Origin of the sequence: Microbacterium lacus (assembly GCF_002812805.1) — a bacterium.
GTDB classification, from domain to species: domain Bacteria; phylum Actinomycetota; class Actinomycetes; order Actinomycetales; family Microbacteriaceae; genus Microbacterium; species Microbacterium lacus_A.
In genome coordinates, this window is record NZ_NMUM01000040.1 from 274003 (window position 1) to 296609 (window position 22607).

Sequence of the window (22607 nt, forward strand, 5' to 3'; positions counted from 1 at the left end):
TGACCTCGAGGAGAGACGACATGCTGAAACCCATCGCTACGGCGACACGCGAAGCCAACAAGCTGGATGGACTCTGGCGGTTCGCCATCGACGACGGCAGCGCGCAGGATGCGCGATGGTGGACCTCGCGTCTGCCCGGCCTGCGCGAGGTTCCCGTTCCTGCCAGCTACAACGATCTCTTCATGGATACCGCCGTCGCGTCCCACGTGGGCTGGGTGTATTACCAGCGCCGCCTGCGGGTGCCCGAGTCATGGACGGATTCGGCCATCATCCTGCGCATGGATGCCGCGACCCACGAGGCGTCGGTCTATGTCGGAGACGAGCTGGTGGGATCCCACGTCGGCGGGTACACACCCTTCGAAGTGGATATCACGGCACACGCCAACGCCGGTACGGAGGTGCGTGTCACGATCGCGGTGAACAACGAACTCACCCGCGCCAGCATCCCCCCGGGCGAAGTCGTTACGGGTCCGGACGGGAGGCGTCGCCAGACGTTCCAGCATGACTTCGCGAATTACGCGGGGCTGAACCGGTCCGTCTGGCTTCTGCGTGTTCCGCGTGATCGGGTTCGCGACGTGACCGTCACGACGCGATCGATCGGCCCCCGGGCGATCGTCGACTACGACGTCGTCGTCGACGATGCGGCCGCCGACGTCGTCGTCAATGTTCGTGATGCGGACGACCGCGTGGTGGCGACCGGTGAGGGAGCCCGCGGCAGCGTTGTCGTCGAACACCCGCACCTGTGGGCACCCGGCGACGGCTACCTCTATCGACTGGACGTCGAAGCCCGCAATGGGGACGGCGACATCGTCGATGTCTATGAGCAGCCCTTCGGCATTCGTACCGTCGCGGTGCGCGGTACGCAGTTCCTCATCAACGATGTACCTTTCTCGTTCACGGGCTTCGGCAAGCACGAGGACGCACCCGTCCGGGGACGTGGTCACGACGACGCTTTCATGGTGCACGACTTCGAGCTCATGCGGTGGATCGGCGCCAACTCCTTCCGTACCTCGCACTACCCCTATGCAGAAGACGTCATCGACTACGCGGATCGGCACGGGATCGTCGTCGTTGACGAGACCGCCGCGGTCGGTCTGAACATGGCGGTCGGCGGCGGCGTCTTCGGACAGCGCTCACGACCCACATTCGGTCCGGATGGCTACGGCGACGCCACGCGCACGAGCCATGAGAACGCCATCGAAGAGCTGATCGCGCGGGATAAGAATCACCCGTCCGTCGTGATGTGGAGCCTGGCGAACGAGCCCGACTCGGGGGTCGACGGCGCACGAGAGTACTTCGAACCGCTCGTGGAGCTGGCTCGCCGGCTCGACCCCAGCAGGCCCATCACCTACTCGAACGTCGCCCTGGCCAGCCACGAGACGGATCGGCTCGCCGACCTGTTCGACGTGCTCTGCCTCAACCGCTACTACGGCTGGTACGTGTTCACCGGGGACCTCGCGGCGGCCGAGGTTCGCCTCGAGAAGGATCTGACGGCCTGGGCAGCGGCCTACGACAAACCCATCGTCATGGCAGAGTACGGCGCGGATTCCATAGCGGGCATGCACTCAGCGACGAACGAACCGTGGAGCGAGGAGTACCAGGCCGACCTCCTGCGGATGTACCATCGCGTCTTCGATCGCATTCCGTCGATCGTCGGCGAACACGTATGGAACTTCGCAGATTTTGCGACGGGGCCGAGCACTCACCGTGTCGGTGGCAACAAGAAGGGTGTCTTCACGCGCGATCGCAAACCGAAGGCCGCCGCGTTCGCGCTGCGCGATCGCTGGGCCGCATCGGGCGGCGACGCAACCCCGTAGACGCTGGTCGAGCCGCGATCAGCGCGACCACACCGGCAGATCGATTCGGCTGCCCTGCAGCCCGCCGTGCGCGACCTCCTGCTGGGCGACGATCGTCGATACCGCGTCGAACGCCGCCTCACCCGTGCCCGGGTTGCGCGCGTACCGCGGGTGCGCGCCGGAACTGATCTGAATGCCCAGGCGATGTCCCGCGGCGAAATGGTGGAACGTCGGCCAGAGCGGCAGCGACACCTCACGGAAGCCGTCGGCATCGGCGTCAGGATCTGTGGCGCGCGTGCCCACCGAGCCGATGCGCCGAACTCCATCGCAGACGGTCATGGAGCGACCGTCGGGCCCGACATCCGTGATCCGCACGAAGACGTCGAAACTCGGCGCGCTCGATCGGACCCGGATGTGTGCGACGGGCTCCCCCGCAAGCTCGAGCGGTGTACTTAGCGCGCTCGAACGGAAGGTCACGACGTCCGAGCGCTTCTCGTGCTCGGCGTTGTCGACGGGATCGGTGTCGGGGAGCAGGCTCGGACCGCCGACGGCGGGCGTGGGCTCGTCGGGATCGTACGTGTAGCGCGTGGACCCGGGCGGGACGGCATTCTGGCCGACGGTGCCCTCCGCTCCGAGGAGCCAGGACTGCGACGTGACCGCGGGTGGCGGCCACTCGGGCAGATCGTGCCAGACATCCGTTCCCGTCTGAAAGGCACGGACGGGCGCGGGCCTGTCCCACGGCTCGTCGGCGAAGACACTCTTCAGGAACGCGACGCTGTCGCGATGCGCGGGCGCCGCCTTCCCGGAAGAGATATGACCCCAGGGACCGATCGTGAGGAACGGCGCATTGCCCGCCTCGACGAGCTGACGGTACGTGCGCAGCTGCCAAGGCGTGAAGATGTCGTACCAGCCCGTGAGCATGAACACGGGCGCGGTCACGTCGGGCACCGAACCGGTGTGGGACTGCTTCGTCCAGTACTCGTCGCCCAGGTCTTCGTGCCGGACCCAATCCTGGTACCAGCTGATCTGACGGCCAATCGCCGCCGAGTCGCCGGCGCTCAGCGGCAGGACATCGAACGCCTTCTCGAGCTTCGGGTCGGGAAAGAGCATGCCGAGGAGCGCGAGGCCTCCGCGATCCATCCGATCCATCATCCGGGTCCACCCGAGCGAATTCCGCAGGGCGAACGCACCGTTGTTCCAGGTGATCGCACCGAAGTCGGCCATCGTGATCTGTAGCACGTACGCCTCCGGGGCGTTCTCCGGCTCGTCGCGTTGCATCTTTCCCGCGACCGCCCACTGCGTGTAGCCCATGTAACTTTCGCCGAAGGTCGCGAGCCTCCCCGTGAACCATGGCTGGGCGCGCGTCCAGCGGTGGGTCGCGATGCCGTCGCGCTGCTCGTCCACCTGCGGCTGGAACACCCCCGGAGAACCCCACGTGCCGCGCGAACTGACGAACAGGACGGTGAATCCCTCGTATGCGAGGACACGTGCCGCACCACCCAGCGATCCGCTGCGCCCGTACGGTCCACGGATGACGATCGTCGGGAGCGAGCCGTCTGCTCCGATCGGTCGGTAGAGGTCCGCGAGCAGTTCGATGCCGTCATCCATCGGGACCCGGAGATCCTTCTCGATCTCCACGGCGTACGGACCGAGCTCGGCGCCCTTGCGGCTCGGGCCATCCATGACGCGGGTGAGTCGCTGTCTGAAAGTTGTCATAGCCGCCTCCTCGCGGATCATGAGCGGTGCGGACCGCTGGAGAGGAACGATACACGATAAACGGAATGAATGATTCCGTTTCGCGGATTCGCCCCGCGTAGACTGGCGAAATGCCCGAGACCGACGTCGTCCGCCCGCTCCGGAAGGATGCCGCACGCAACCGCGAGACGGTTCTGAGCGTCGCCGAGACGATCTTCGCCCGTGACGGGTTGGGGGCGTCGATCGAGGCGGTCGCCGCCGCCGCGGGGGTCGGCGTGGGCACCGTTTACCGCGCTTTCGGCTCGAAAGCTGCGCTCGTCGACGCTCTCTTCGCCGAGCGCGTCGCCGAGTCCGTCGCGATGATCGAACGGTGCAGCAGTGCCCCCTCAGGTCACGAGGCGCTGACGTCGGTGCTGCGTGCCTTCGTCGAACTCCAGTCGCGTAGCAGAGCCTTCCAGGAGTTCTTGTTCCGCGACATCGAACAGGATGCCGCGCGGCTGCGTGCCGAGGTGGAGCCGTTGCTGACGGGGATCGTCGAGCGCGCCAAGCGCGAGGGAACCGTGCGCGCCGACTTCGCGGCGACCGACATTCCGATCCTGACGCACACGATCAGCCGGGTGGCGACGAGCACCCCGGGATTCGGGCCCGAACTCGCCCGGCGGCACCTGGAATTGCTGATCAAAGGCCTCGGGCCGACCCCCGACGAAACGCCCGTCCCACCGCCCCTCGCCGATTCCGCGTTCCCGGACTGGATGCGCGGCCTGCCGGGGTGACCGACCGGGTCAGCCGTGCAACAACTCCAGGATCTCGGCGGTCGGGGCGACCTCTCCGATGACGGGGAAGGCGTTGCTTCTCGTAGCGTTTCCAGCGGGTCTCCGTGCGTTTGTATCGCTGCGATGCTGGGAGGCGGTTCAGGCCGAGCTTCTTCAGGATCCGCCAGACACCGGACGCGCTGACGGTGACGTCGTGGTACCGCTTCAGATACATCGTGATCTTCGCCGGGCCGAAGTGATACTGCTGACGCAGCCAGAGGATCTTCTCCACGACTTCCGCGTCCGTCGCGGTCGGTGAGTGGTGCGGGGCGCTGGAGCGGTCCTTCAACCCCTCGAAGCCTTCCGCCCCGTAGCGTTTGAGCCAGGCGTAGTACGCCTGCCGGCTCACGCCGAAGTAGCGGCAGCTCGCCGCGACGTTCCCGCTGACTTCCTCGACGTGACGCAGGACGGCGAGCTTGTGATTGGCCCGTCGCTCGATAGCTCGCAACGCAGACGCGGACAGAGTTGATGTCATGAAGTCTTCCTCCCAACTGGAAGACCCGGCTGTCAACAACCTCCGTCAGTTCTATAGCACGCCCGAGCTCATTCGGCAACGCGGACACTGGCGGACCCTTGAGCAGGTCGAGTTGGCGACACTCGAGTGGGTGTGGTGGTGGAACAACCAGCGCCTCCACGGCGAGCTCGACATGCGCACTCCCATCGAGGTCGAGGACGCCTGCTACGCCGACCAAGAATCAGCCCAACCGGCACCTGCCGGACAAAGCTGCCAATAGGAACGAAAGTCAGGCCGATTCAAACCCCTGACCACGCCCTGCCCACAACCGAACTGCAGCCAACAAAAACGAGCCCCGTCCCAGCTGATTGAAATCAGCCGAAACGGGGCTCAAACTGGCGGTGACGGTGGGATTTGAACTCACGACGCCGACATCTACTTCGGTGGCTTATGCCTGAATCACGCGGATTCGATCACGTTAGCATGTCACCTCGTTCGTCTGGGTCGGGCCCGATCGGGTCTACTTGTTGCCAGGGCGTTGCCGCGAGCTTGGTTCGGCCACGTCCCCTGTCGCCCTGCATGACGAGCCGAGGGGCCGTCCGCCCCTTGGCAGCACGCCGGTGCTCGCGCATGCCAATCCATCGCGCTCTGAGTCTCACGCCTTCCGCTGGCGCCGGTGGATCGACTTGTAGGTGAGGTAGGCGTGCAGCCCCTCGGGGCCGTACTCCACACCGAGACCGGAGTCGCGGCGGCCGCCGAAGGGCGCCGCATGGTTCGAGGCGAAGAAGTTCACGCCCACGCTGCCACTGTCGACACGTTCGGCGACCTGAAGCGCCACCGTCTCGTCGCCCCCGAACACGATGCCACCGAGTCCGAACTCGGTCGCGTTGGCGAGATCGACAGCCTCGTCGACGTCCCCGTAGCGGAGCACGGTCAGCACGGGTCCGAAGATCTCCTCGCGTGCGACACTCATGTCCCGGGACACCTGGGTCAGCACAGTGGGTTCGACGAAATTCCCCGCGCTGAACGGTGCCGGCATCGACGCCGCGTCCCCTCCGAGCGCGACGTGAGCGCCTTGCGCTCGTGCTCCCGCGATGTGGGCGAGCACGCTTTCCTTCTGCGCGACGCTCGCCGACGGGCCGAAGACCGTCGCGGGGTCGAGGGGATCCCCCTGGGGGGCGGCAGCGACGGTGCCGACGATGGTCGCAACGATCTCGTCGTGGCGGCTGTCGGGTACGAGGATCCGGGTCGAGATGTAACAGGTCTGTCCGGTGTTGCGCAGGGTGGAGCGGATGAGCGCGGAACGGAGGACCCCCAGGTCGGCGTCGGGGAGGACGATCGCACTCGACTTGCCGCCGAGCTCGAGTGTCACCGGCCGGAGCAGCTCACCGCACTGGCGGGCGATCTTCCGACCGACCTCGGTCGAGCCCGTGAACGCGACCTTGTCGATGTCGGGATGGCGGACGAGCTGGTCGCCGAGCTCTCCGGACCCCGTGACGACGTTGACGACGCCTGGCGGTATTCCCGCCTCCGTCAGCGCCTGCACGATGAAACGCACCGACAGGGGTGTCAGCGATGCCGGCTTGATGACGACAGTGCACCCGGCGAGCAGTGCGGGCGCCAGCTTGACGACGACGAGGTTGATCGGGAAGTTCCAGGGTGCGATGAGCGCGCACACGCCGATGGGATCACGCCGCACGAGGGTCTCGTGCGTACCGGCGGGTGCGGGTCGAACGTCATCCGATTCGAGCAGCGGTGCCAGGGTGGCGAAGTAGCGGAAGATGGATGCGGCGTTGGTCGCCCCGCCACCGCTCTCCGCGACGGGGGTCCCGTTCTCGAGGGTGTTCGTCAGCGCGAGCGGCTGTGCGAGCAGCTCGAGCCGGTCGGCCGCTCGGCGCAGCACAGCAGCACGCTCCGACGGCGCCATCCGCGGCCATCGTCCTCGATCGAACGCGCGCCTCGCACTCGACACCGCGGCTCCGAGGTCGGCGCTGTTGCCGATCGGCACGCTGCCCCACTCGTGCGCGGTGGCCGGATCGATCACGCCGCGTCGTTCGGAGGAGTCTGCGGGCGTCCACACGCCGTCGACGAAGATGTCGTCCGCATGCCGGATCGGAAGCGGCAGGGAGTCGATGCGATCACTCGTCGCGATGCCGGACGGAGGCATCACCGCAACACCGCCGTCTTCAGCAGCACCCGGGAACGCTCGAGCTCCGCGCGGGCCATCCGCACCCCCGCGTCGGTGAGCAACTCGGGCAGCACCTCCGCTTCGAGGCGATCCGTGTACTGGGCGGGCGTCATGGAGAACCACGTCGAGGACACCGCGACGCCGGTGTGCGTGAAGCGCCAGAGCCGATCCGCGTCGCGCACCAGCGCATCTTCGAGGCCGTAGGCGACCATGCGGGTGTCGTGCCCTTCGATGATCGCGCAGACGGCGTCGATGAAGTCCCGGTCGTAGCCCAAGGGGGGCAGCACCTCCCGCGCCACGATGCAGCCCTGCCGCTCGTGCTCGAAGCGGATGCCGGAGCGCCGCCAGTCCGGGCCGAAGCCCTCCGGGATGATGCGGGATTCGTCGACTCTCGCCCACCCCGTGTCGTGCAACAGAGTCGCGACCCGCACGAGCAACCGGTCCGTTTCGGGATGGGCGTCGCACAGGCGCTCGGCGAAGGTGAGCGAGATGGGCAGGTGGATGTCGTTCCGCCGTGCCCGCGTCTCCGGTTCGACCGCTCGCCAGATCTCGTCGAGATCGGTTTCGCGTGAGGGGGCACTGCTGATGGGTGAGGCGTCGACGACGCCCGTAGACGGGATGGGCCGCATCGGGTACGCCTGGGCGAACGCCGCTGCCAGCTCGGTGTCGACCGGTGCGTCCCTGGCCGTCGTGGCTGTCGTGGGGGTCGAGTTGGACATGATTCTCCCGGGGTGTGTCAGATGAACTGGCGGCCGCCGTCGACGACGAGCGTCTGGCCGGTGAGGTACCCGCTGTCCGGGCCGGTGAGAAAGAGCACGGCACCGACGATGTCGTCGGGCTGTGCCGCTCTCTTGAGCGCCGAGCGCGTGACGCCGTAGCTGTCGGCGTCCTCGATGAGGTTGTAGCTCGCCTCTGTGAGGGTGAAGCCGGGTGCGACCGCGTTGACGGTGATGCCCCGGGGGCCGAGCTCGCGGGCGAGTACGCGGGTGAGTCCGATGACGCCCGCTTTGGAGGCGACGTAGTGAGCCCACTGCTCGGAGCCGCTGAACACGGTGGCGCTCGAGATGTTGACGATGCGCCCCCCGTCCAGCAGAACCTCACGCGCGGCTACGGCCATGACCCACGGGCCGCGCAAGTTGACGGCCATCACCCGGTCCCACTCCTCGACCGTGATCTCACTGAACGGTGCCCGACGGATGGCGGCGTAGATCGCGGCGTTGTTGACCAGAGCGGCGAGCGGTCCGGCCGCGGCAACCGCGGCCTCCACGGCAGCCGTCGCGGAAGCCGGATCGGTGACGTCCACGAGAACAGCGTGAGCCCGGCCACCGGCGACCTCGATCAAGCGCGCCGTCTCGCGCGCCTGGTCGAGGTCGATGTCCGCAGCGATGACGGGGACCCCGCGGCGGGAGAGCGCCAGGGCGATCGCGCGCCCCAGCCCTCCCCCGGCTCCGGTGATGAGCGCGGACCCTGCCGTGGTCGTCACGTCATCGCTCCCGTCGCTCCACGCTTCAGCGCCCGTGACCATGGGCGCCGACGAGCGCATCCTCGGGCGCGGCCGTCTCGTCCACGATCTCGACGACCCCGGTGGATCCGTCGACGCGCAGCAGCTGCCCGGTGCGGATGGTCGTCGATGCCGTCCCCGTGCCGGTGACGGCGGGCAGGTTGTACTCCCGGCAGACGATCGCCGCGTGGCTCATCATTCCGCCGATGTCTGTCACGGTGGCCTTGATCTTCCCGAAGATCGGGCCCCACGAGGGGGCGGTGACGGAGGCCACGAGGATCTCGCCCTCCTGCACCTGGTCGAGCTCGTCCGGGCTGGAAATGACCCGTGCCCGCCCCTCGACGGCTCCGGGCGACGCTGCCATTCCTCGCAGGACGTTCCCGCCGCCTTCGTCGTCGGAGAGCCAGGTGTTCACCTGCTCCGTCGTGATGCCGTAGAGCATGGAGGTGAAGGGCTCCGTGATCTCCACGGGCGGCGTGTTGAGGGCGATCTGCGGCCGCTGCGTCTTGAGCGCGTCGACGATCCCGCGGCGACGCTCCACCTCGGCGGGCCAGTAGGAGGGCCCGACCGGCTCGGCGCCGACGCCCCATCCGGTGACGAGGTCGAACAGGGCATCCCGCAGCTCGTTGCGACCGAGGTAGAAGATGCCGTCCTCGTCCGGCCAGAACCCCTCCTCCTTCAGCATGCGAGACAGCTCCCGCACCTTGCGCCAGAACACGCTCATGGTCCAGTGCTCGATGTAGAAGTTGTGGTTCTCGACGTAGGGATACGCGGTCTCGGCGAGAGCGAGCTTCGCGTTGAAGGTGTCGAGCGCCTCACCCTCCAGCAGTTCGCGGTACTCGGTCTTGATGCGCTCACGCTCGGCGATCAGATCCTCGATCGGACGCCTGATCTCGTGGCCGTTCGCGAGTCGCTGGATGTAGTCCCGGATGTAGCCGAGCGGAATCCCCTGGTGCTCGATCCAGTACTTGTCGTGCCCGTACATGCCGTTGCCCACGGTGAAGTTGAACCAGGGATCGTGGGCGCCTTCGTAGGCGGCGATCCATTCGTCGCCCCTCGGCAGCCCGCGGATGGCCCCGAGCGTCCCCTCGACGTCGGCCGTGTTGCCGAACGCGCTCTCGAGGCCGAGCTCACGGGCGAGGATCGCGAGCTTCTTCAGCTCGTCATCCGGGCGGAAGAGCTCCATGTCGACGCCCTGCACCATGGCGGCGATGCTCTGCTCCGGGATGTCGGGGAACACCTGCATGCAGAACGTGAAGAAGTCCAGGTAAGCGATGTAGCCGAGGTTCAGGAATTCGAAGTGGTACTGGTACGCCTGGTAGCACAGCTGGATCAGCCGGTCATAGTTCTCCAGCAGCACCTCGGAGCCGTCCTTCGACTTGCCCGAGCGGATGTCCTCGATCGGGACCATGTCGGGGAGCTTGTCGAAGGTCAGCCCCTCGAGCTCGCGGATGGTGTCCCTGACCTTTCCGTACCACTTGTCGAGCAGCGGCTGCCAGTTCTGGAAGTAGTAGCCGGCGCGCTCTTCGAAGTGAGGCACCCGGTCGGCGATCTTCTCGGCGGGCACCGGGATGGGCGACATGTAGAGGTAACCCAGGTGTACCCGGAACTCGATGCCGTTGGCGTTCGGGATGAGGAGATGCCGGGCGTTGAACTGGCCGAGGCACTTCACGGCGAACTCGCCGGTGATGGTCTCGAACGGGCGGAAGACGGTGGGCCAGTGCTGGCTGTCGCAGAACCAGAACTTGTCGTCGTCGCCCGACAGCTGGTCCGGCTGGAAGGCGAGGTAGTACGGGTAGAGCTTCTCCCAGCCTTCCGCGCCGGCGGGGACGGTCAGATCGGATGGCTTCGGGAATGAGCGGAGCGGCATGGCAGAACTCGCTTTCTCCGACGCGTCGTCGCGTCGGTGTTGTTGAGGTGAGAGGGTCAGGCGGATACGCGCGTGAGCGAGGCGGTGATGCTTCCCAGGGAGAAGCCGCTGGTGGATGCGGCCTGCGGAACGCTTGCGGTGAGGGGCTGTGCCCCGTGAACCGTCTCCGGGCGGGCCTGGAGCAGCACCAGGTTCTCCCCATCGGGAAGGTCGTCGTCGATCGCCCACTCGATGTCCTGCGGCACTCGGTAGTGCTTCTCGGCCCGCTTGGCGAGCTCCGCCACCCGGCGGACGTCGTCGCTGCTCAGGCAGGGTACCGAGCGGCGGTCGGCCTCGACATCCCGCTCCACGAGCCGGCCGCCCCGAGGGACCAGTTCTCGCGCCTTCTCGCCGACGCTCTGCCGGACGATCGCGAAGGTGATCTTGTCGAGCACGGTGTTGTCGGGTGTGACGGTCCCCGAGACGACCGGTTCACCCAGGCCGTAGGAGGCGTCGATGACGACCTTGGAGCGGTCGCCGGTGGCGGGATCGAGCGTCATCGCCACGCCTGCCGCGCGGGCGTTGACCATCTTCTGGACGACGACGGCCATGGACAGGCCGAACTCGTCGATTTTGTTCGCGCGACGGTAGGTAATGGCGCGTGAGGTGTAGAGCGAGGCCCAGCACCGGCGCACGTGTTCGTTGACCGACTCGGCACCGCTGATCCAGAGGTACGTGTCCTGCTGACCGGCGAACGAGGCGTCCGGGAGGTCCTCGGCGGTGGCGCTGGAGCGGACGGCGACCGGCGTCTCGGTCCCGATACGTCGCATCAGGGCGGCGTAGGCGTCGTCGATCTGGCCCCGCACGGCCGCCGGGATCGTGGCTTCTTCGAGGGCGGAGCGGATGCGGGCGGATGCGGCATCGACGGCGGCGACATCGTTCTCGTCGAGATCTCCGAGAACCTGCTCGATGAGGCGGGAAAGACCGCTGACGTCGCGGAACTCGTCGAACGCGCCGATCGTGATGACGAAGCCCGGGGGCACCGGCATCCCTGCCCCCGTCATGGTGATCAGCGATGCGCCTTTGCCGCCGTGAATGCCGACTTCGCCCTGGGTGAGATCGGTGAAGGTGTGGACCAGGTTCAGCATCGGTTTCATACCTCGTTCCATGCGACCGGCACGGCGGTCGGCACTCGGAAGGACAGGTTCTCCCGGTATTCGATCGCGTCGGGGTCCACCGCGCGCAGCTGCGGCACCCTGCGGGTGAGCTCCTCGAGCACGACCTTCACCTGCATCCGGGCCAGGGGTGCACCGATGCAGGTGTGTATGCCGAACCCGAATGACAGGTGCTCGCGCACGTTCCCACGACCCACGTCGAACTCGTCGGGCTGGTCGAAACGCGACGAGTCGCGGTTCGCCGAGCCCAGGACGAGGAGGATGTCGGCGCCCTGCGGGATCGCAACTCCCGCCACCTCTGCGTCGCGTGTCGCGCGGCGTCGCCAGGCGACGATCGAGCCGGAGAAGCGGAGGACCTCCTCGACGGCGGCAGGAATGCGCGACGGGTCGGCGACCAGAGCCTCCCACTGATCCCGATTCGGGAGCAGGACGCGGAGCGTATTGGCGATGAGGGTGGTGGTGGTCTCGTGACCGGCGAAGAGCAGGCTGTAGAGCACCGAGGCGATCTCGTGATCGGTGATGGGATCGCCTTCGGCCTGGGCGCGCAGGAGATCGCTCGTCAGATTCTCGCCGGGATTCTCCTTGCAGTGCTCCACGAGTCGCTGGCACTCCTGCCAGTAGGCGACCAGGTTGTGCGCATGCGGGATCTGCTGTTCGTCGTCGAGGTCTCCCCACGTCATCGCGGCGCGGGAATCGCTCCACCGCTTGAACAGCGGCACCATCTCGGTGTCCACACCGATGAGCTTCAGGATCGTCTCGGTCGGCAGGTCGTAGGCGATGCCCCTGATGATCTCGCCCCGGTCATCGGGAGCGGACAGCATCGCGTCGAGCAGCTCCGTCACGCGCTCGCGGATCGCCGGCTCGAGTTGGCGCAGGCGGCGAGGGGTGAAGCCCTTCTGCACGGCCGATCGGATGCGGGTGTGCTCGGGCGGCTGACGCGAGCTGAGTCCGGAGTACACGGAGAACCCGCCGTCGGCCATGATCTGCTTGGCCGGCGGTCCGTACGGGCGCACCGGCGCCGCGGTGTTCTCACTCGAGAAGGTGCCAGGGTCCGCGAAGATCGCTTTCACGTCGTCGTAACGGGTGACGACGTAGTAGCCCGTGCGCTCATCGAAGACGATGGACGCTTCGTCTCGCAACCGCTGGTAGGAGGGGAACGGGTCCTTCATCTGGAAGGGCTCGTACCCGTAGTCCTCCCCGCCACCACCGTGGATGACGGGGCAACGGCCGGTAGGGATTTCAGCGGTGGTCATCGTGCTCCTTTGCTCGGATCTCACATGCTGTGCAGAGCGTTTTCCCACCATAGGAGCCCTCTCCCGTGGGGATTCTGGATGTTCCACTGAGTGGACCCAGCACCTACGCTGCGCGCTCGGCTCCGGATCCCGATCAGCGATGCGGGGAGGGGAGGCCGGTCTGGAACAGGGTCTCCCAGGGGAAGTGCGCCGTCGCTTTCTGGATGCGCCGACTCGTTGCCTGGAGCGCGGGGACGAACCGGACCATCGTCTCTGCCTGCTCCGGGTTGACGACGACGCCGATCGCCCCGACGACGTGTGACCCCTGCGACACCGGCACCGCGATCGAGCACGACCCGACCCGGACTTCCTCGCGCGTGATGGCGTAGCCCCGTTGCCGCGCCTCGACGAGCTCGGCGCGGAGAGCCTCGCGGTTCACCACGGTGTGCGGGGTCGGCCGCTCCAGTCGCTCGCGATCGAGGTAGGCCTCGCGCACCCAGTCCTCCTCGAAGGCGAGGATCGCCTTGCCCACCGCCGTGGCGTGCAAGGGGAGCCGCCCGCCCACGCGGGACGCTCGGGGGACCCGTCGCGTGCCGTAGATGCGCTCGATGTAGAGGACTTCGTCGCCCTCGCGCACCGCGAGGTGGGTCGTTTCACCCACGAGGGAGAACATGTCCTGCAGGAAAGGCCGGGCAGCATCCCGCAACTGCCTCCCGGCGTTCTGCGCGATCTCCCACAGCCGGATGCCCAGTGCGTACCTGCTGTCGGTCGTGCGAGCGAGCAGCCCCACGTCCACGAGCCCGGTCAGCAGGCGATATGTCGTGGCCTTGCTGATGCCCGTAGCCGTGCACAGTTCGGTGAGCGTCTGCGGCCGCGCAGCGCGGTCCAGGGCCTCCAGGATTAGCATCACCCTGTCGAGGACTCCCGTCCCATCGCGGTTCCGGCCGGACATCCTGCTGTCAGTCCTCCCCGAGAGCCGCGGACTGCGGCCACATCGTGACTGAACTCATCGCGACGAGGCCTCGCGCGAGCGCCCGCGCAGGGTCTGTGAACAGGTGATCGATGACGCGGGATGCGCACAGACTCAATGCCTCGTGGCGCTCGAGGCCGAACCACTCCATCACCACGTCGAGCCCGTGCGGGGTGACACGCCATGTCTTGTCGGAGTCCTTCACGATCGCGTCCTCGATCGAGAGAGCGTGCACGCGACTGTCGTGGCCGTCGATGATCTCGACGATCCGGGCGATAGCTGCCGCGTCATGCCCCACGTCGACCAGGATCTCCTGCGCAAGGCGCGCCCCCTCCACCTCATGCATCCGCACGAGGTCCGGCCTGCCTCCGCCCGGCGCGATCGCCGCGAGCACTTCATCGGGCGGCACCTGGGACCAGCCGATGTCATGCAGGAGGATCGCCGGCAGCGCGACGACGGGGTCGGCCTCCGGCAGCGCGGCCGCCAGGGATGCCGCGATGCCGAGGGCGTAGAGGGAGTGAGCGTCGTTGTCGCGGATGGCGAGCAGCGGCGCTGCCCGCTCCCACATCCCGACGAGGTCCACTCGGATGCCGTCCACCTGAAGAGGCGCCATCGTCTCGAGGTCGATCACGCCTGGGGCGTTCGTGGGAATGTGCGTGCTGACGTCGCTGTGGAAGCTTCGTCCGCGCGGATGAAGCTTGACAGCGGATCGGGCTGCGACCATGGGAATCTCGGACATCGCCGTCGCGCTCCTCTCGGGGCGGCGGTCCGCCCCCGTCCGATCCACACTGCTCGGTCTGGCCTTACCACCCTAGGGCAGGGTCCACTGAGTGGAATCTTATCCAACCGTGGATCACCCCCGGCCGATACCATTGCGCCGACGGACGAGCGAGGGGAGGTGCCGGAGTGCGAGAACCAGAGGTGCCGAGCGGTCGCATCCCCCAGGTCGCCGTCGTCGGGAGCGGCCCCAGCGGATGCTACGTCGCCCAATTCCTGACGAAGACCGACCCTCGCGTTCATGTCACCGTGTTCGATCGGCTGCCCGTGCCCTACGGCCTCGTCCGCTACGGGGTGGCGGCCGACCATCAGGGCACGAAGGCGATTACCCGGCAGTTCGAGAGAGTCTTCGACTCCCCTCGCGTGCGCTTCGCCGGCAACATCACACTGGGTCATCAGGTCACCGTGGAAGACCTGCGAGCGAACTTCGACGCCGTGGTCCTAGCCACTGGATTGCACGAGGACCGCGCGCTCGCGATCCCCGGGGCCGGACGGGCCGGGGTGGTCGGCGCCGGTAGAGTGACGCGATATCTGAACGGGCATCCCGATGAGAACGGCGACGACCTCGAGTTCGGCGGTGACGTCGTCGTGATCGGCGCCGGGAACGTCGCGATCGATGTGGTGCGACTGCTCGCGAAGGCAAGCGAGCACTACGACGGGTCTGACCTGGATGACGAGGCGCATGGCCTGCTCGCGTCGCAGATCGCGTCCATCACGCTCCTCGCGCGTTCGAGCGCGGCAGACGCCAAGTTCGATCGGGCGATGCTGCGCGAACTCGGCGACATCGCCGGCGTCGTTATCGAAGCACACGGACTCTCTCCCGACGAGGGTGATCAGAAGAGTGCGACGGTGCGCGCCCTGGCAGCGGCGGATGCCGTTCCCAGCCGAGTGCGCATCACGCTCCGCTTCCGCACGGCAACGGTGGAGATCATCGGCAAGGAGCGTGTCGAGGGTGTGCGGGTGCGCGACGCGTCCGGGGAGCACCTGGTCCCCGCCCAGACGATCGTGACCGCGATCGGCTTCACCGGAGAGGCAGCGGCGCCTCCGGTCGCCCGCGTGCACACGGTCGGCTGGGCCCGCCGCGGCCCGGTCGGTACGATCCCCGAGAACCGCGCCGACGCCAAACAGGTCGCAAGCGACGTGCTCACAACCCTCGACGTACCCGACGAGGCGCCGTCGCGACCCGGGTTCGATGGGCTGCCGCAGGTAGTCCGCGACCGCGCCGTCGGATTCGAGCACTGGCGGCAGATCGATGCCTACGAGCTAGCCAGCGCCGCGCCCAGAAGGACGCGACGCAAGGTCCGGACATGGGCCGGTTTGCTCGGCCAACGCATGGAGCACGAGCTCACGACGCCAGCGGGCAGAACAGACGACGAGGGGACGGACTGATGAAGGTTGTGGCTTTGTACGGCACCGAATCGGGCAACGCCGAGATGATCGCGGAGGACATCGCCGGCGCGATCAGCGAGAGCGCCGTGCAGGTTGAGGACATGTCGGAGTTCGACCCCGACGACCTGGACCCCGGGGCGCTCTACCTCGTGATCTGCTCCAGTCACGGCGACGGCGAGCTCCCCTCGGGTGCCCAGCCCTTCTTCGATCGCCTTCAGGCTCAGCGACCCGACCTGACCTGTCTGCGGTACGCGATGTTCGGGCTGGGCGATCGCGCGTATCTTGACACGTACAGCCAGGGCAGCGAGCACATCGACCGGCTGCTCACCGAGCTGGGCGCGGTGCGCGTGGGCGAGTACGGCCGGCATGACGCATCCGGATTCGACGACTCCAGTGAGCTCGGGATCGCGTGGGCGGAGTCGGTCATCGCCGAGGTCGCCGCCGTCGTCTGAGGCCTCAACAGGGGGGCGGGGGTGACCTAGCACACCAGTGCCGTGTCTACGCGCACATTCCACTGGCCGACCAACCCGCCTGATCGTGCGCGCCGCCTCCGGCGTCTCAGCTTGCGGCGCTAGGCGGGTCGATTGGGAGCTTGCCCTCCTTGGCGAGGTACCCCAGAACAGCACTCCCGCAGCAGCTCCGGCCGCGATCGCGACGATTTTACTGAAGGTTTGCTCGTTCGCTTCCCGCACTCCTTCGTCGCTATCTCCGACCTTGCCCACCATCCACTCGCCGGCCTGAATAAACTCAAGGCGTTCCTGAGGCGCCAGAGCATCCCTGTCCAGTTCGGTCTCGATGAGCCCGATGACTCGGTCCTGTGTCCTTCGTGCGTCCAGCACTTTGGCCTCCCGCCACAAAGAACTCGCTCAGACCCTCCGCCGTCGCACGGAATCCATCCCGCATGTGGGAGAGCGCATCGGGGTCCAGCCCGATCTTGCCCAAGAATGGCGCCGGATTCTTGATCAGTGGCTCAGCTTCTTGGAGCATGGGCTCTTCCTGGCTGCCTTGCTGCTCCGGTAACCGGCGATAGGACGAGCGTGGCTTCTTCTTCGGCTCGGTCTTCGCGACACCGGTGTCACGGAAGATGCGAGACAGCGACGCCGTCGACGGCACCGGCTCCATCCCGAGCGTGCGAATTTTTTCGTGAACACTGATCGGACCATGGTCAAGCCCCGACTGCTCCAACGCGGCCCGCACCGCAATCGCCTGCGAGGCGACGTCCTCGGTGAGTTTGCCCGGGCTGTGCTTCGGGCGTCTGGAGCTCGGCTCCAACGCAGCGGCCGGCCCCTCCGAGGCGGCACGTCTTCGGATCGCGTAAAACGATTCCCGCGAGATCCCGTGCTCGAAACAGAACGTCGTCACCGCCCCGCGCGGAGCATCGGGTGGCCACTGCGTGATCGCGAGGCGGACACGGGGATCAACTGGCTCAACACGGCTCATCCCTCACACACAGAGGGTGAAGGTCAGGACCGGAGCTCGGGTACGACAAGACCTCACTGGCTCGCGTGGCCGAGTGCGCGGGCGTGTCCACCGCGACGATGTTCAAGCAGTTCCCGACGAAGGCGGATCTGTTCGAGGCGATCGTGCTCCGGTTCTGGGCAGCTGATCCCGGCGCCGATATCGCACCGCCTGAGCGCGGAGACCCCCGAGTCGCACTGCGAACCCTCGGAAGCCGCTACGCCGAGCTCCTTCACCGCCCCAGCATGGCGGGTTTGCACAGAATGGTCATCGCCGAGGCGCCGCGATTCCCCGAGCTCGGCCGAATGCAGTTCGATCTCGGCAAGGAACCGTTCTTCGAGCTCGTCCGCGAATACATCGAAGCCGAGGCCACCGGCGGTCGGCTCGAGGTGCCGGACGGCGTCCGGGCGACGACGGAGTTCCTCGGCATGATCTCGAACTTCGTGCTCTGGCCCCATCTCCTGCTGCAGGAGTGGTCCCCCACCGATCGCGCGATAGTCGAAACGGTCGAGAGCGCGGTTGAGACATTCCTCGCCCGCTACATGACCCAAGTCGGGCACTCCGAATGACCTCTTCAGCTCGAGTTCGGCGGACCGCACCGGCGGCCCGCCGAACCATGGGTCGATAGTCCCTGGTTGACTTCGGGCATTCCGTCGAGCATGGAGTGAACGCACCGGGTACAGCGCAGCTACCCGGGCACGCGCCTCACCTTCAGACCCCTAGTGCTCCTGAGTCACGCGTGTGAGCAGCATGCGCAGCTGTGCGGACTCCTCGTCGTCGAGTTGCGAGAGGAACTGTCGTTCCGCTTGGTCGCTGGCGTGGACAGCATGAGCGAGGACCGCGTGGCCGTTCTCAGTCAGCTCCAGGACGTTTCGGTGCCGGTCGCCCGTGTCCGGGCGAATTGCCGGCCTCGATCCCGGCCTTCCCGCCCTCGAGGAACTGCCGTTTCCAGTTCCCGATCGCTTGCTCGTACTCCTTCTCAGGACGCGCGGCTTCGGCGATCGAGATCTCACCCTCCAGCACGGATAACACGATGCGGAGCTTCTTCTCGCGAGGATCGTAGGGCGACGACTCATGATGACTCAGACCTTTCGATAGGGCGCTGCCTCAGCAACTACGACCCCTGCCACATAGGCTGACGCGCGACAGAATCACGCACCCAACTTGCTGCGTGGGATGCGGCGACTCCCATAGCGATGATGCGTAGGAACGTGCGCCCGTGGAGCCAGTCCTCGTTGCGCGCCACCGACTTCGGCGATGCAGTGACTTCTGGACACCAGACGCAGAATGCGTAGAACTACGTGGTCACTCTGACCTGGAAGCGATCATGATGGTCAGAGCCGCATCATCGCGGCGGGTGCATGAGGCAAGGGAGCCAAGTAGTGTCTGGGAAGATCATACCCACGGCGGTTCGTATGGGGCTGTTCATTGGAGGTCGGGAACGGCAGACGGCGGAGACGCTGGAGGTCGCCGATCCGGCTAGGGCAGGCGTGATCGTGGGTGAGGCGGCCTCCGCTTCGGCCGATGACGTCGCCGACGCGGTCGCGGCGGCCAAGGCGGCCTATCCGGCATGGTCGTCGCTCTCCGCGGCCGAGCGCGCGCGTCAGATGGCCGACGCGATCGTCGGGATCGCGGACGATCGCGACACCGATGCCGCAATCCTGTCGACGGCTCGGCGGGGCGCGATCGTCTCGTGCGTTGGCGGACTACGGGAGCTTGGACGCGAGGACGTCGGCCGCCAGGATCTCGGGTGCTGCGCCGAGGAGGTGCTGGTTGGCCATCAGGGCTGCGACGATGGCGCCGTTGGCGTGGGCGTCGCGAGCGGCTTCGTCGGGGAATGCATCGAAGATCCAGAAGGTGTCGGCGTGGGTCCTGACCGCGAACCAGACAATCGTTCCTACTTCTTCGTTGGCGAGTGCGACAGCGCCGGCGAGCAGATCGGCGACCGCGTCGTGCTGTCCATCGGCCGCGACGATCTTGGCGACGAAGGCATACGGAAGTGATGCGGGTGTGGACATGAGGGACTCTCCTTGACGTCGGGGTTCTTCGTGGGACGAGTTCAGCGTATGACGAGCGAGGGCCGGTGGGGAGTGGCGTATACGGCAGTATTGCTATTGTTTACGTCATGCGTATCGGACTGATCGCGATCGACGGCTGCTTCGGTTCGGCTATCGCGTCGATCATCGACATCGTGCGGGTGGCCGACGGAGCCCGCGGCGATGTCGACCCGCAGATCGACCCGATCGAACTCGCCATCCTCGGACCGAAACGGCGAGTGACCACGACGGCATCGATGACCCTGTCGGTGGACCACCCGCTGTCGGAGTCCGCAGAGTTCGACGTGGTCGTTGTCCCTGCGCTTGGAACCCTTACGGCCGCCGCTACCAACGACGTCCTCCAGAGCCGAGATGCTCGTTCGGTCATCGCCTCGCTCGGGCGCCTCGACGAGGCGACCACCCGGATCGCCGCGGCGTGCACCGGCGTGTTCGCTGTCGCCGAGACCGGACGGATGCATCATCGGAGGGCGACGACCAGCTGGTTCCTGGGGCCGGAGTTCCTGAAGCGCTATCCGACCGTCGCCCTCGATCTCGACACCATGGTCGTGGTCGACGGGAACCTCGTCACCGCCGGCGCCGCGTTCGCCCACATCGACCTCGCGCTCTCACTCGTGCGATCGATCAGCCCCGACCTGGCCCAACATGTCGCCAAGCTCCTCATCATCGACGAGCGTCCGTCGCAGGCGGCCTTCGTCGCCTACGAACATCTCCGGCACGAGGACCCGATCGTCGTCGAGTTCGAACGCTTCGTGCGCGCCCGCCTGGACGAACCGTTCAACGTCGCCTTCGTCGCGCAGTCGCTCGGCACCAGCCGGCGCACCCTCGAACGACGAGTCCGTGCGGCGCTCAACCTCACTCCGCTCGGCTTCGTCCAACGGCTTCGCATCGAACGAGCTCGGCACCTCTCAGCAACCACGGACTTCACCTCCGCCGAGATCGCGCTACGGGTCGGCTACGCGAACGCCGAGACTCTGCGCTCCCTCCTGCGCAGGGAGCGACGCCGTTCCTGACCTATCGCCATGCCTGTAGCCGGTGTCCTAGCGCTCGACTGGAACCACCTCTCAGCACGTCGCGTCGACGCTCCTGCGTCGCCCCTGGACGACCCACTCGACACGCCCGCAGCACAGGTCATGTGACGTGTCCCGGCTTCCCGGACGGTCGGGGTTGGGTGGCTGTGATGTCGCTGCGTTCTCGTCGAGGGGGTCAGCAGACTCGATCAGGGTCGACTGGGATGAGACGCGAAGGCGGTCAGGTCAGGGCGGCCGAAGCCGGCCGGCGGGGTAGCGTCGGTCACGTTGAGGTCTTTCGGACGGATGGCGTAGGAACCTCCGTCGTCGGGAGACCTCGACGTCTATCTGCGGACCGACGCTCCCGGCCGGCCTACACCCTCATCTGGGAAGAGCCCGACTACCAATCCGCGGTGGCAGCTTTCTACCGGGATGCAACGCACCTCACGCTCGGGCGCGCCTACTCGGAGGCGGAGCTAGGCGTGGTGCGGTTCCATGGAGATGGAATCGGTGCAGCGCTGTTCGGATTCCACCGAGCCGGCGTGGTGCGGCGTCTCGACTAGCTTCGACTCGGTGGCGCAAACAGATCGAGAAATGACCATTTCCGGGCTTGTTGTACTCCTGCGAGGCGCGTTGAGTCTGCCAGAACGTGGCGAAGCTAAAAGGAAGAATTGCAGAAACTCAGACTGGCAGTTTTCCGCAACATTGACAAGAACGTGGGACGGTTTCACGAAATCCCAACACCGATTGCATCCATGTCCAGCACATCGCTAATCCCGCCGCCGGCAGAACTCCGTTGAGCGTTCATGGGGTGCGTCTCGTAGCTTGGTGTCAATTCCTGCGGGGTTCTCGTCGTCGTTGACGTAGGAGGGCCATCGTGGGATGACCAGTTGTTTCCGCCAAGAAGCAAAGAAGAGATCCCACGATGACCCAGAATCAGTCTGCCTTGACGACCCTGATCGCAGAAGTCCTCGCCGATCCTGACCTCGCCCATTCCGACGTGTTCCGTCGGATGCTGCAGGCGGGGCTGCAGGACCTTGTTGACGCGGAAGCGACCGCGAAGATCGGCGCGGCCCGTTACGAACGCACGGCGGAGCGCACCACGCGTCGCAACGGTGCTCGCGCGAAGACGCTCGCCACGCCCGCGGGGGAGGTCGACATTCAGATTCCGAAGCTGCGGGAGGGGTCGTTCTTCCCGAGCCTGCTCAGCCCACGCCGCCGTGTCGACAAGGCGCTCTACGCGGTGATCTGCCAGGCCTGGATCGACGGAGTCTCCACCCGCAAGGTCGACCAGCTCGTCCGCGCGCTGGGCAACGACACCGGCATCAGCCGGTCCACCGTCTCCCGCATCTGCTCCGAGATCGATGAGGTGGTGCACGAGTTTCTGCACCGCCGGCTCGATCACACCTGGTTCCCGTACCTGTTCCTGGACGCCACCTACCTCGACGTGCGCCACCGTGGCCGGGTTCTCTCCCAAGCCCTCATCGTCGCGACCGGGGTCAGCGGCGACGGCCGTCGGGAGATCCTCGGGATGGCTCTCGGCGACGCGGAGACGACGGACTTCTGGACCGAGTTCCTCCGCTCCCTCCGCGACCGCGGTCTGAAAGTCTCCACCGACACAGACCCGCTCGGCGTGACCCTCGTCACGTCCGACGCTCACGCCGGCATCAAAGCCGCCGTCAAAGCGATCCTCCCCGGATCGGGCTGGCAGAGATGCCGCGTCCACTTCGCTCGTAACGTCACCCAGAAGCTCGGATCGGCACGCTCCAAGCCCGTCAACGCGCTGATCTCGACGATCTTCGCGCAGACCACCCCCGAGGCCGTGATCGCCCAGTATCACCAGGTCTCCACGTCCCTCCGCGGGTCGTTCCCGGAGATCGCAGACATGCTCAATGCTGCCGAAGCAGACCTCACCGGATTCGCGCCGCTCCCGCGTGAGCATTGGCAGAAGGTCTGGTCCAACAACCCGATCGAGCGCCTCAACCGTGAGATCAAACGCCGCGCCGACGTCGTGCAGATCTTCCCCGACCGCGACTCCGTCACCCGCCTCATCGGCGCCGTCCTGCAGGAGCAGCACGAGGAATGGCAATACGGTGAACGCCGCTACCTCTCCGACATCTCCATGCGCAAACTCGTCCACACACTCCAAGACCACGCCGAGCCTGAGCGCCCCGACCTGTTCCTCACCGCCTGACCCTCACCCATCAAGGAAGCAGCCGGATTGACACCACAACACGGGACTTGACC

Annotated in this window: 22 protein-coding genes and 2 pseudogenes; 11 read left to right on the forward strand and 13 right to left on the reverse strand. The window is 66.6% G+C overall.

Features of this window, described 5'->3' with window-relative positions; genetic code table 11:
• Positions 1-20 precede the first annotated feature (20 nt).
• On the forward strand, positions 21-1817 hold the full coding sequence (gene uidA / locus CGU34_RS14550; RefSeq protein ID WP_036301513.1) for a beta-glucuronidase: 1797 nt from the start codon (positions 21-23) through the stop codon (positions 1815-1817).
• 18 nt (positions 1818-1835) lie between these two features.
• On the opposite strand, the gene CGU34_RS14555 is transcribed toward uidA, so the two are convergent.
• On the reverse strand, positions 1836-3512 hold the full coding sequence (locus tag CGU34_RS14555) for a CocE/NonD family hydrolase (RefSeq protein ID WP_157811338.1): 1677 nt from the start codon (positions 3510-3512) through the stop codon (positions 1836-1838).
• 110 nt (positions 3513-3622) lie between these two features.
• On the opposite strand from CGU34_RS14555, the gene CGU34_RS14560 reads away from it, so the two are divergent.
• Positions 3623-4264 carry a TetR/AcrR family transcriptional regulator gene (locus CGU34_RS14560; protein WP_051514124.1) on the forward strand — a complete coding sequence of 214 codons (642 nt, stop codon included), beginning with the start codon at positions 3623-3625 and terminating at the stop codon, positions 4262-4264.
• On the opposite strand, the gene CGU34_RS14565 is transcribed toward CGU34_RS14560, so the two are convergent.
• Positions 4170-4778, reverse strand: coding sequence for a helix-turn-helix domain-containing protein (locus CGU34_RS14565; RefSeq protein ID WP_198517829.1), 609 nt, complete (start codon positions 4776-4778; stop codon positions 4170-4172). The genes CGU34_RS14560 and CGU34_RS14565 overlap by 95 nt on opposite strands.
• Between CGU34_RS14565 and CGU34_RS17585 the strand changes: the two genes are divergently transcribed.
• Positions 4777-5037, forward strand: coding sequence for an IS3 family transposase (locus tag CGU34_RS17585; RefSeq protein WP_100814501.1), 261 nt, complete (start codon positions 4777-4779; stop codon positions 5035-5037). The genes CGU34_RS14565 and CGU34_RS17585 overlap by 2 nt on opposite strands.
• Before the next feature lie 375 nt (positions 5038-5412).
• Here CGU34_RS17585 and CGU34_RS14575 read toward each other — a convergent pair whose 3' ends face one another.
• The 8 genes from CGU34_RS14575 to CGU34_RS14610 form a co-directional block, all read right to left on the reverse strand.
• Positions 5413-6924: an aldehyde dehydrogenase family protein gene (locus CGU34_RS14575; RefSeq protein WP_100814537.1), complete on the reverse strand. Its 1512-nt coding sequence runs from the start codon at positions 6922-6924 to the stop codon at positions 5413-5415.
• The gene (locus CGU34_RS14580) at positions 6924-7664 is read right to left on the reverse strand and encodes an HD domain-containing protein (RefSeq protein WP_100814502.1); all 741 of its coding nucleotides are present in this window, start codon (positions 7662-7664) and stop codon (positions 6924-6926) included. The genes CGU34_RS14575 and CGU34_RS14580 overlap by 1 nt, the downstream gene beginning before the upstream one ends.
• A gap of 17 nt (positions 7665-7681) precedes the next feature.
• Positions 7682-8428, reverse strand: a complete 747-nt coding sequence (locus CGU34_RS14585) for an SDR family NAD(P)-dependent oxidoreductase (RefSeq protein WP_232711693.1) — start codon at positions 8426-8428, stop codon at positions 7682-7684.
• A gap of 25 nt (positions 8429-8453) precedes the next feature.
• Positions 8454-10316: a PEP-utilizing enzyme gene (locus CGU34_RS14590; protein WP_100814504.1), complete on the reverse strand. Its 1863-nt coding sequence runs from the start codon at positions 10314-10316 to the stop codon at positions 8454-8456.
• 56 nt (positions 10317-10372) lie between these two features.
• A complete protein-coding gene (locus CGU34_RS14595) occupies positions 10373-11452 on the reverse strand; it encodes a PEP/pyruvate-binding domain-containing protein (RefSeq protein WP_332870625.1) in 1080 nt (359 codons plus the stop codon).
• A complete protein-coding gene (locus tag CGU34_RS14600) occupies positions 11449-12723 on the reverse strand; it encodes a cytochrome P450 (protein WP_100814505.1) in 1275 nt (424 codons plus the stop codon). The genes CGU34_RS14595 and CGU34_RS14600 overlap by 4 nt, the downstream gene beginning before the upstream one ends.
• Before the next feature lie 133 nt (positions 12724-12856).
• A complete protein-coding gene (locus CGU34_RS14605; RefSeq protein WP_100814506.1) occupies positions 12857-13654 on the reverse strand; it encodes an IclR family transcriptional regulator in 798 nt (265 codons plus the stop codon).
• 7 nt (positions 13655-13661) lie between these two features.
• Positions 13662-14411: an HD domain-containing protein gene (locus tag CGU34_RS14610; protein ID WP_232711694.1), complete on the reverse strand. Its 750-nt coding sequence runs from the start codon at positions 14409-14411 to the stop codon at positions 13662-13664.
• A 167-nt stretch (positions 14412-14578) separates the two neighbouring features.
• Between CGU34_RS14610 and CGU34_RS14615 the strand changes: the two genes are divergently transcribed.
• Both CGU34_RS14615 and CGU34_RS14620 read left to right on the forward strand, forming a co-directional pair.
• Positions 14579-15838 carry an FAD-dependent oxidoreductase gene (locus tag CGU34_RS14615; protein ID WP_157811339.1) on the forward strand — a complete coding sequence of 420 codons (1260 nt, stop codon included), beginning with the start codon at positions 14579-14581 and terminating at the stop codon, positions 15836-15838.
• Positions 15838-16290, forward strand: coding sequence for a flavodoxin domain-containing protein (locus tag CGU34_RS14620; RefSeq protein ID WP_100814508.1), 453 nt, complete (start codon positions 15838-15840; stop codon positions 16288-16290). The genes CGU34_RS14615 and CGU34_RS14620 overlap by 1 nt, the downstream gene beginning before the upstream one ends.
• Before the next feature lie 295 nt (positions 16291-16585).
• Here CGU34_RS14620 and CGU34_RS17795 read toward each other — a convergent pair whose 3' ends face one another.
• Positions 16586-17278, reverse strand: coding sequence for a hypothetical protein (locus CGU34_RS17795; protein ID WP_198517831.1), 693 nt, complete (start codon positions 17276-17278; stop codon positions 16586-16588).
• Positions 17279-17328: 50 nt separating this feature from the next.
• On the opposite strand from CGU34_RS17795, the pseudogene CGU34_RS17590 reads away from it, so the two are divergent.
• Positions 17329-17409: pseudogene (locus CGU34_RS17590) on the forward strand (TetR family transcriptional regulator); the annotation flags it as partial.
• Positions 17410-17421: 12 nt separating this feature from the next.
• Positions 17422-17865, forward strand: a complete 444-nt coding sequence (locus tag CGU34_RS14630; RefSeq protein WP_269800310.1) for a TetR/AcrR family transcriptional regulator C-terminal domain-containing protein — start codon at positions 17422-17424, stop codon at positions 17863-17865.
• Positions 17866-18148: 283 nt separating this feature from the next.
• Here CGU34_RS14630 and CGU34_RS14635 read toward each other — a convergent pair whose 3' ends face one another.
• The gene (locus CGU34_RS14635; protein ID WP_198517835.1) at positions 18149-18328 is read right to left on the reverse strand and encodes a hypothetical protein; all 180 of its coding nucleotides are present in this window, start codon (positions 18326-18328) and stop codon (positions 18149-18151) included.
• A gap of 383 nt (positions 18329-18711) precedes the next feature.
• Between CGU34_RS14635 and CGU34_RS17470 the strand changes: the two are divergent.
• Positions 18712-18951 (forward strand): annotated as a pseudogene (locus tag CGU34_RS17470) (aldehyde dehydrogenase family protein); the annotation flags it as partial.
• Between the two features lie 51 nt (positions 18952-19002).
• Here CGU34_RS17470 and CGU34_RS14645 read toward each other — a convergent pair.
• Complete coding sequence (locus CGU34_RS14645) at positions 19003-19314, reverse strand: putative quinol monooxygenase (protein ID WP_033107114.1); 312 nt, start codon at positions 19312-19314, stop codon at positions 19003-19005.
• A 107-nt stretch (positions 19315-19421) separates the two neighbouring features.
• On the opposite strand from CGU34_RS14645, the gene CGU34_RS14650 reads away from it, so the two are divergent.
• The 3 genes from CGU34_RS14650 to CGU34_RS14660 all read left to right on the forward strand — a co-directional run bounded on the left by CGU34_RS14650 (position 19422) and on the right by CGU34_RS14660 (position 22554).
• Complete coding sequence (locus tag CGU34_RS14650; RefSeq protein ID WP_100814510.1) at positions 19422-20363, forward strand: GlxA family transcriptional regulator; 942 nt, start codon at positions 19422-19424, stop codon at positions 20361-20363.
• Between the two features lie 410 nt (positions 20364-20773).
• On the forward strand, positions 20774-20923 hold the full coding sequence (locus tag CGU34_RS17260) for a hypothetical protein (protein WP_198517837.1): 150 nt from the start codon (positions 20774-20776) through the stop codon (positions 20921-20923).
• 362 nt (positions 20924-21285) lie between these two features.
• On the forward strand, positions 21286-22554 hold the full coding sequence (locus tag CGU34_RS14660) for an IS256 family transposase (RefSeq protein WP_100809674.1): 1269 nt from the start codon (positions 21286-21288) through the stop codon (positions 22552-22554).
• The last annotated feature ends 53 nt before the right edge of the window (positions 22555-22607 follow it).

Coding starts and splice junctions, on each gene's coding strand:
- uidA (WP_036301513.1), top strand. CDS start 21: ATGCTGAAACCCATCGCTACGGCGACACGCGAAGCCAACAAGCTGGAT.
- CGU34_RS14555 (WP_157811338.1), bottom strand. CDS start 3,512: ATGACAACTTTCAGACAGCGACTCACCCGCGTCATGGATGGCCCGAGC.
- CGU34_RS14560 (WP_051514124.1), top strand. CDS start 3,623: ATGCCCGAGACCGACGTCGTCCGCCCGCTCCGGAAGGATGCCGCACGC.
- CGU34_RS17585 (WP_100814501.1), top strand. CDS start 4,777: ATGAAGTCTTCCTCCCAACTGGAAGACCCGGCTGTCAACAACCTCCGT.
- CGU34_RS14565 (WP_198517829.1), bottom strand. CDS start 4,778: ATGACATCAACTCTGTCCGCGTCTGCGTTGCGAGCTATCGAGCGACGG.
- CGU34_RS14575 (WP_100814537.1), bottom strand. CDS start 6,924: ATGCCTCCGTCCGGCATCGCGACGAGTGATCGCATCGACTCCCTGCCG.
- CGU34_RS14580 (WP_100814502.1), bottom strand. CDS start 7,664: ATGTCCAACTCGACCCCCACGACAGCCACGACGGCCAGGGACGCACCG.
- CGU34_RS14590 (WP_100814504.1), bottom strand. CDS start 10,316: ATGCCGCTCCGCTCATTCCCGAAGCCATCCGATCTGACCGTCCCCGCC.
- CGU34_RS14595 (WP_332870625.1), bottom strand. CDS start 11,452: ATGAAACCGATGCTGAACCTGGTCCACACCTTCACCGATCTCACCCAG.
- CGU34_RS14600 (WP_100814505.1), bottom strand. CDS start 12,723: ATGACCACCGCTGAAATCCCTACCGGCCGTTGCCCCGTCATCCACGGT.
- CGU34_RS14605 (WP_100814506.1), bottom strand. CDS start 13,654: ATGTCCGGCCGGAACCGCGATGGGACGGGAGTCCTCGACAGGGTGATG.
- CGU34_RS14610 (WP_232711694.1), bottom strand. CDS start 14,411: ATGTCCGAGATTCCCATGGTCGCAGCCCGATCCGCTGTCAAGCTTCAT.
- CGU34_RS14620 (WP_100814508.1), top strand. CDS start 15,838: ATGAAGGTTGTGGCTTTGTACGGCACCGAATCGGGCAACGCCGAGATG.
- CGU34_RS17795 (WP_198517831.1), bottom strand. CDS start 17,278: ATGAGCCGTGTTGAGCCAGTTGATCCCCGTGTCCGCCTCGCGATCACG.
- CGU34_RS14645 (WP_033107114.1), bottom strand. CDS start 19,314: ATGTCCACACCCGCATCACTTCCGTATGCCTTCGTCGCCAAGATCGTC.
- CGU34_RS14650 (WP_100814510.1), top strand. CDS start 19,422: ATGCGTATCGGACTGATCGCGATCGACGGCTGCTTCGGTTCGGCTATC.
- CGU34_RS14660 (WP_100809674.1), top strand. CDS start 21,286: ATGACCCAGAATCAGTCTGCCTTGACGACCCTGATCGCAGAAGTCCTC.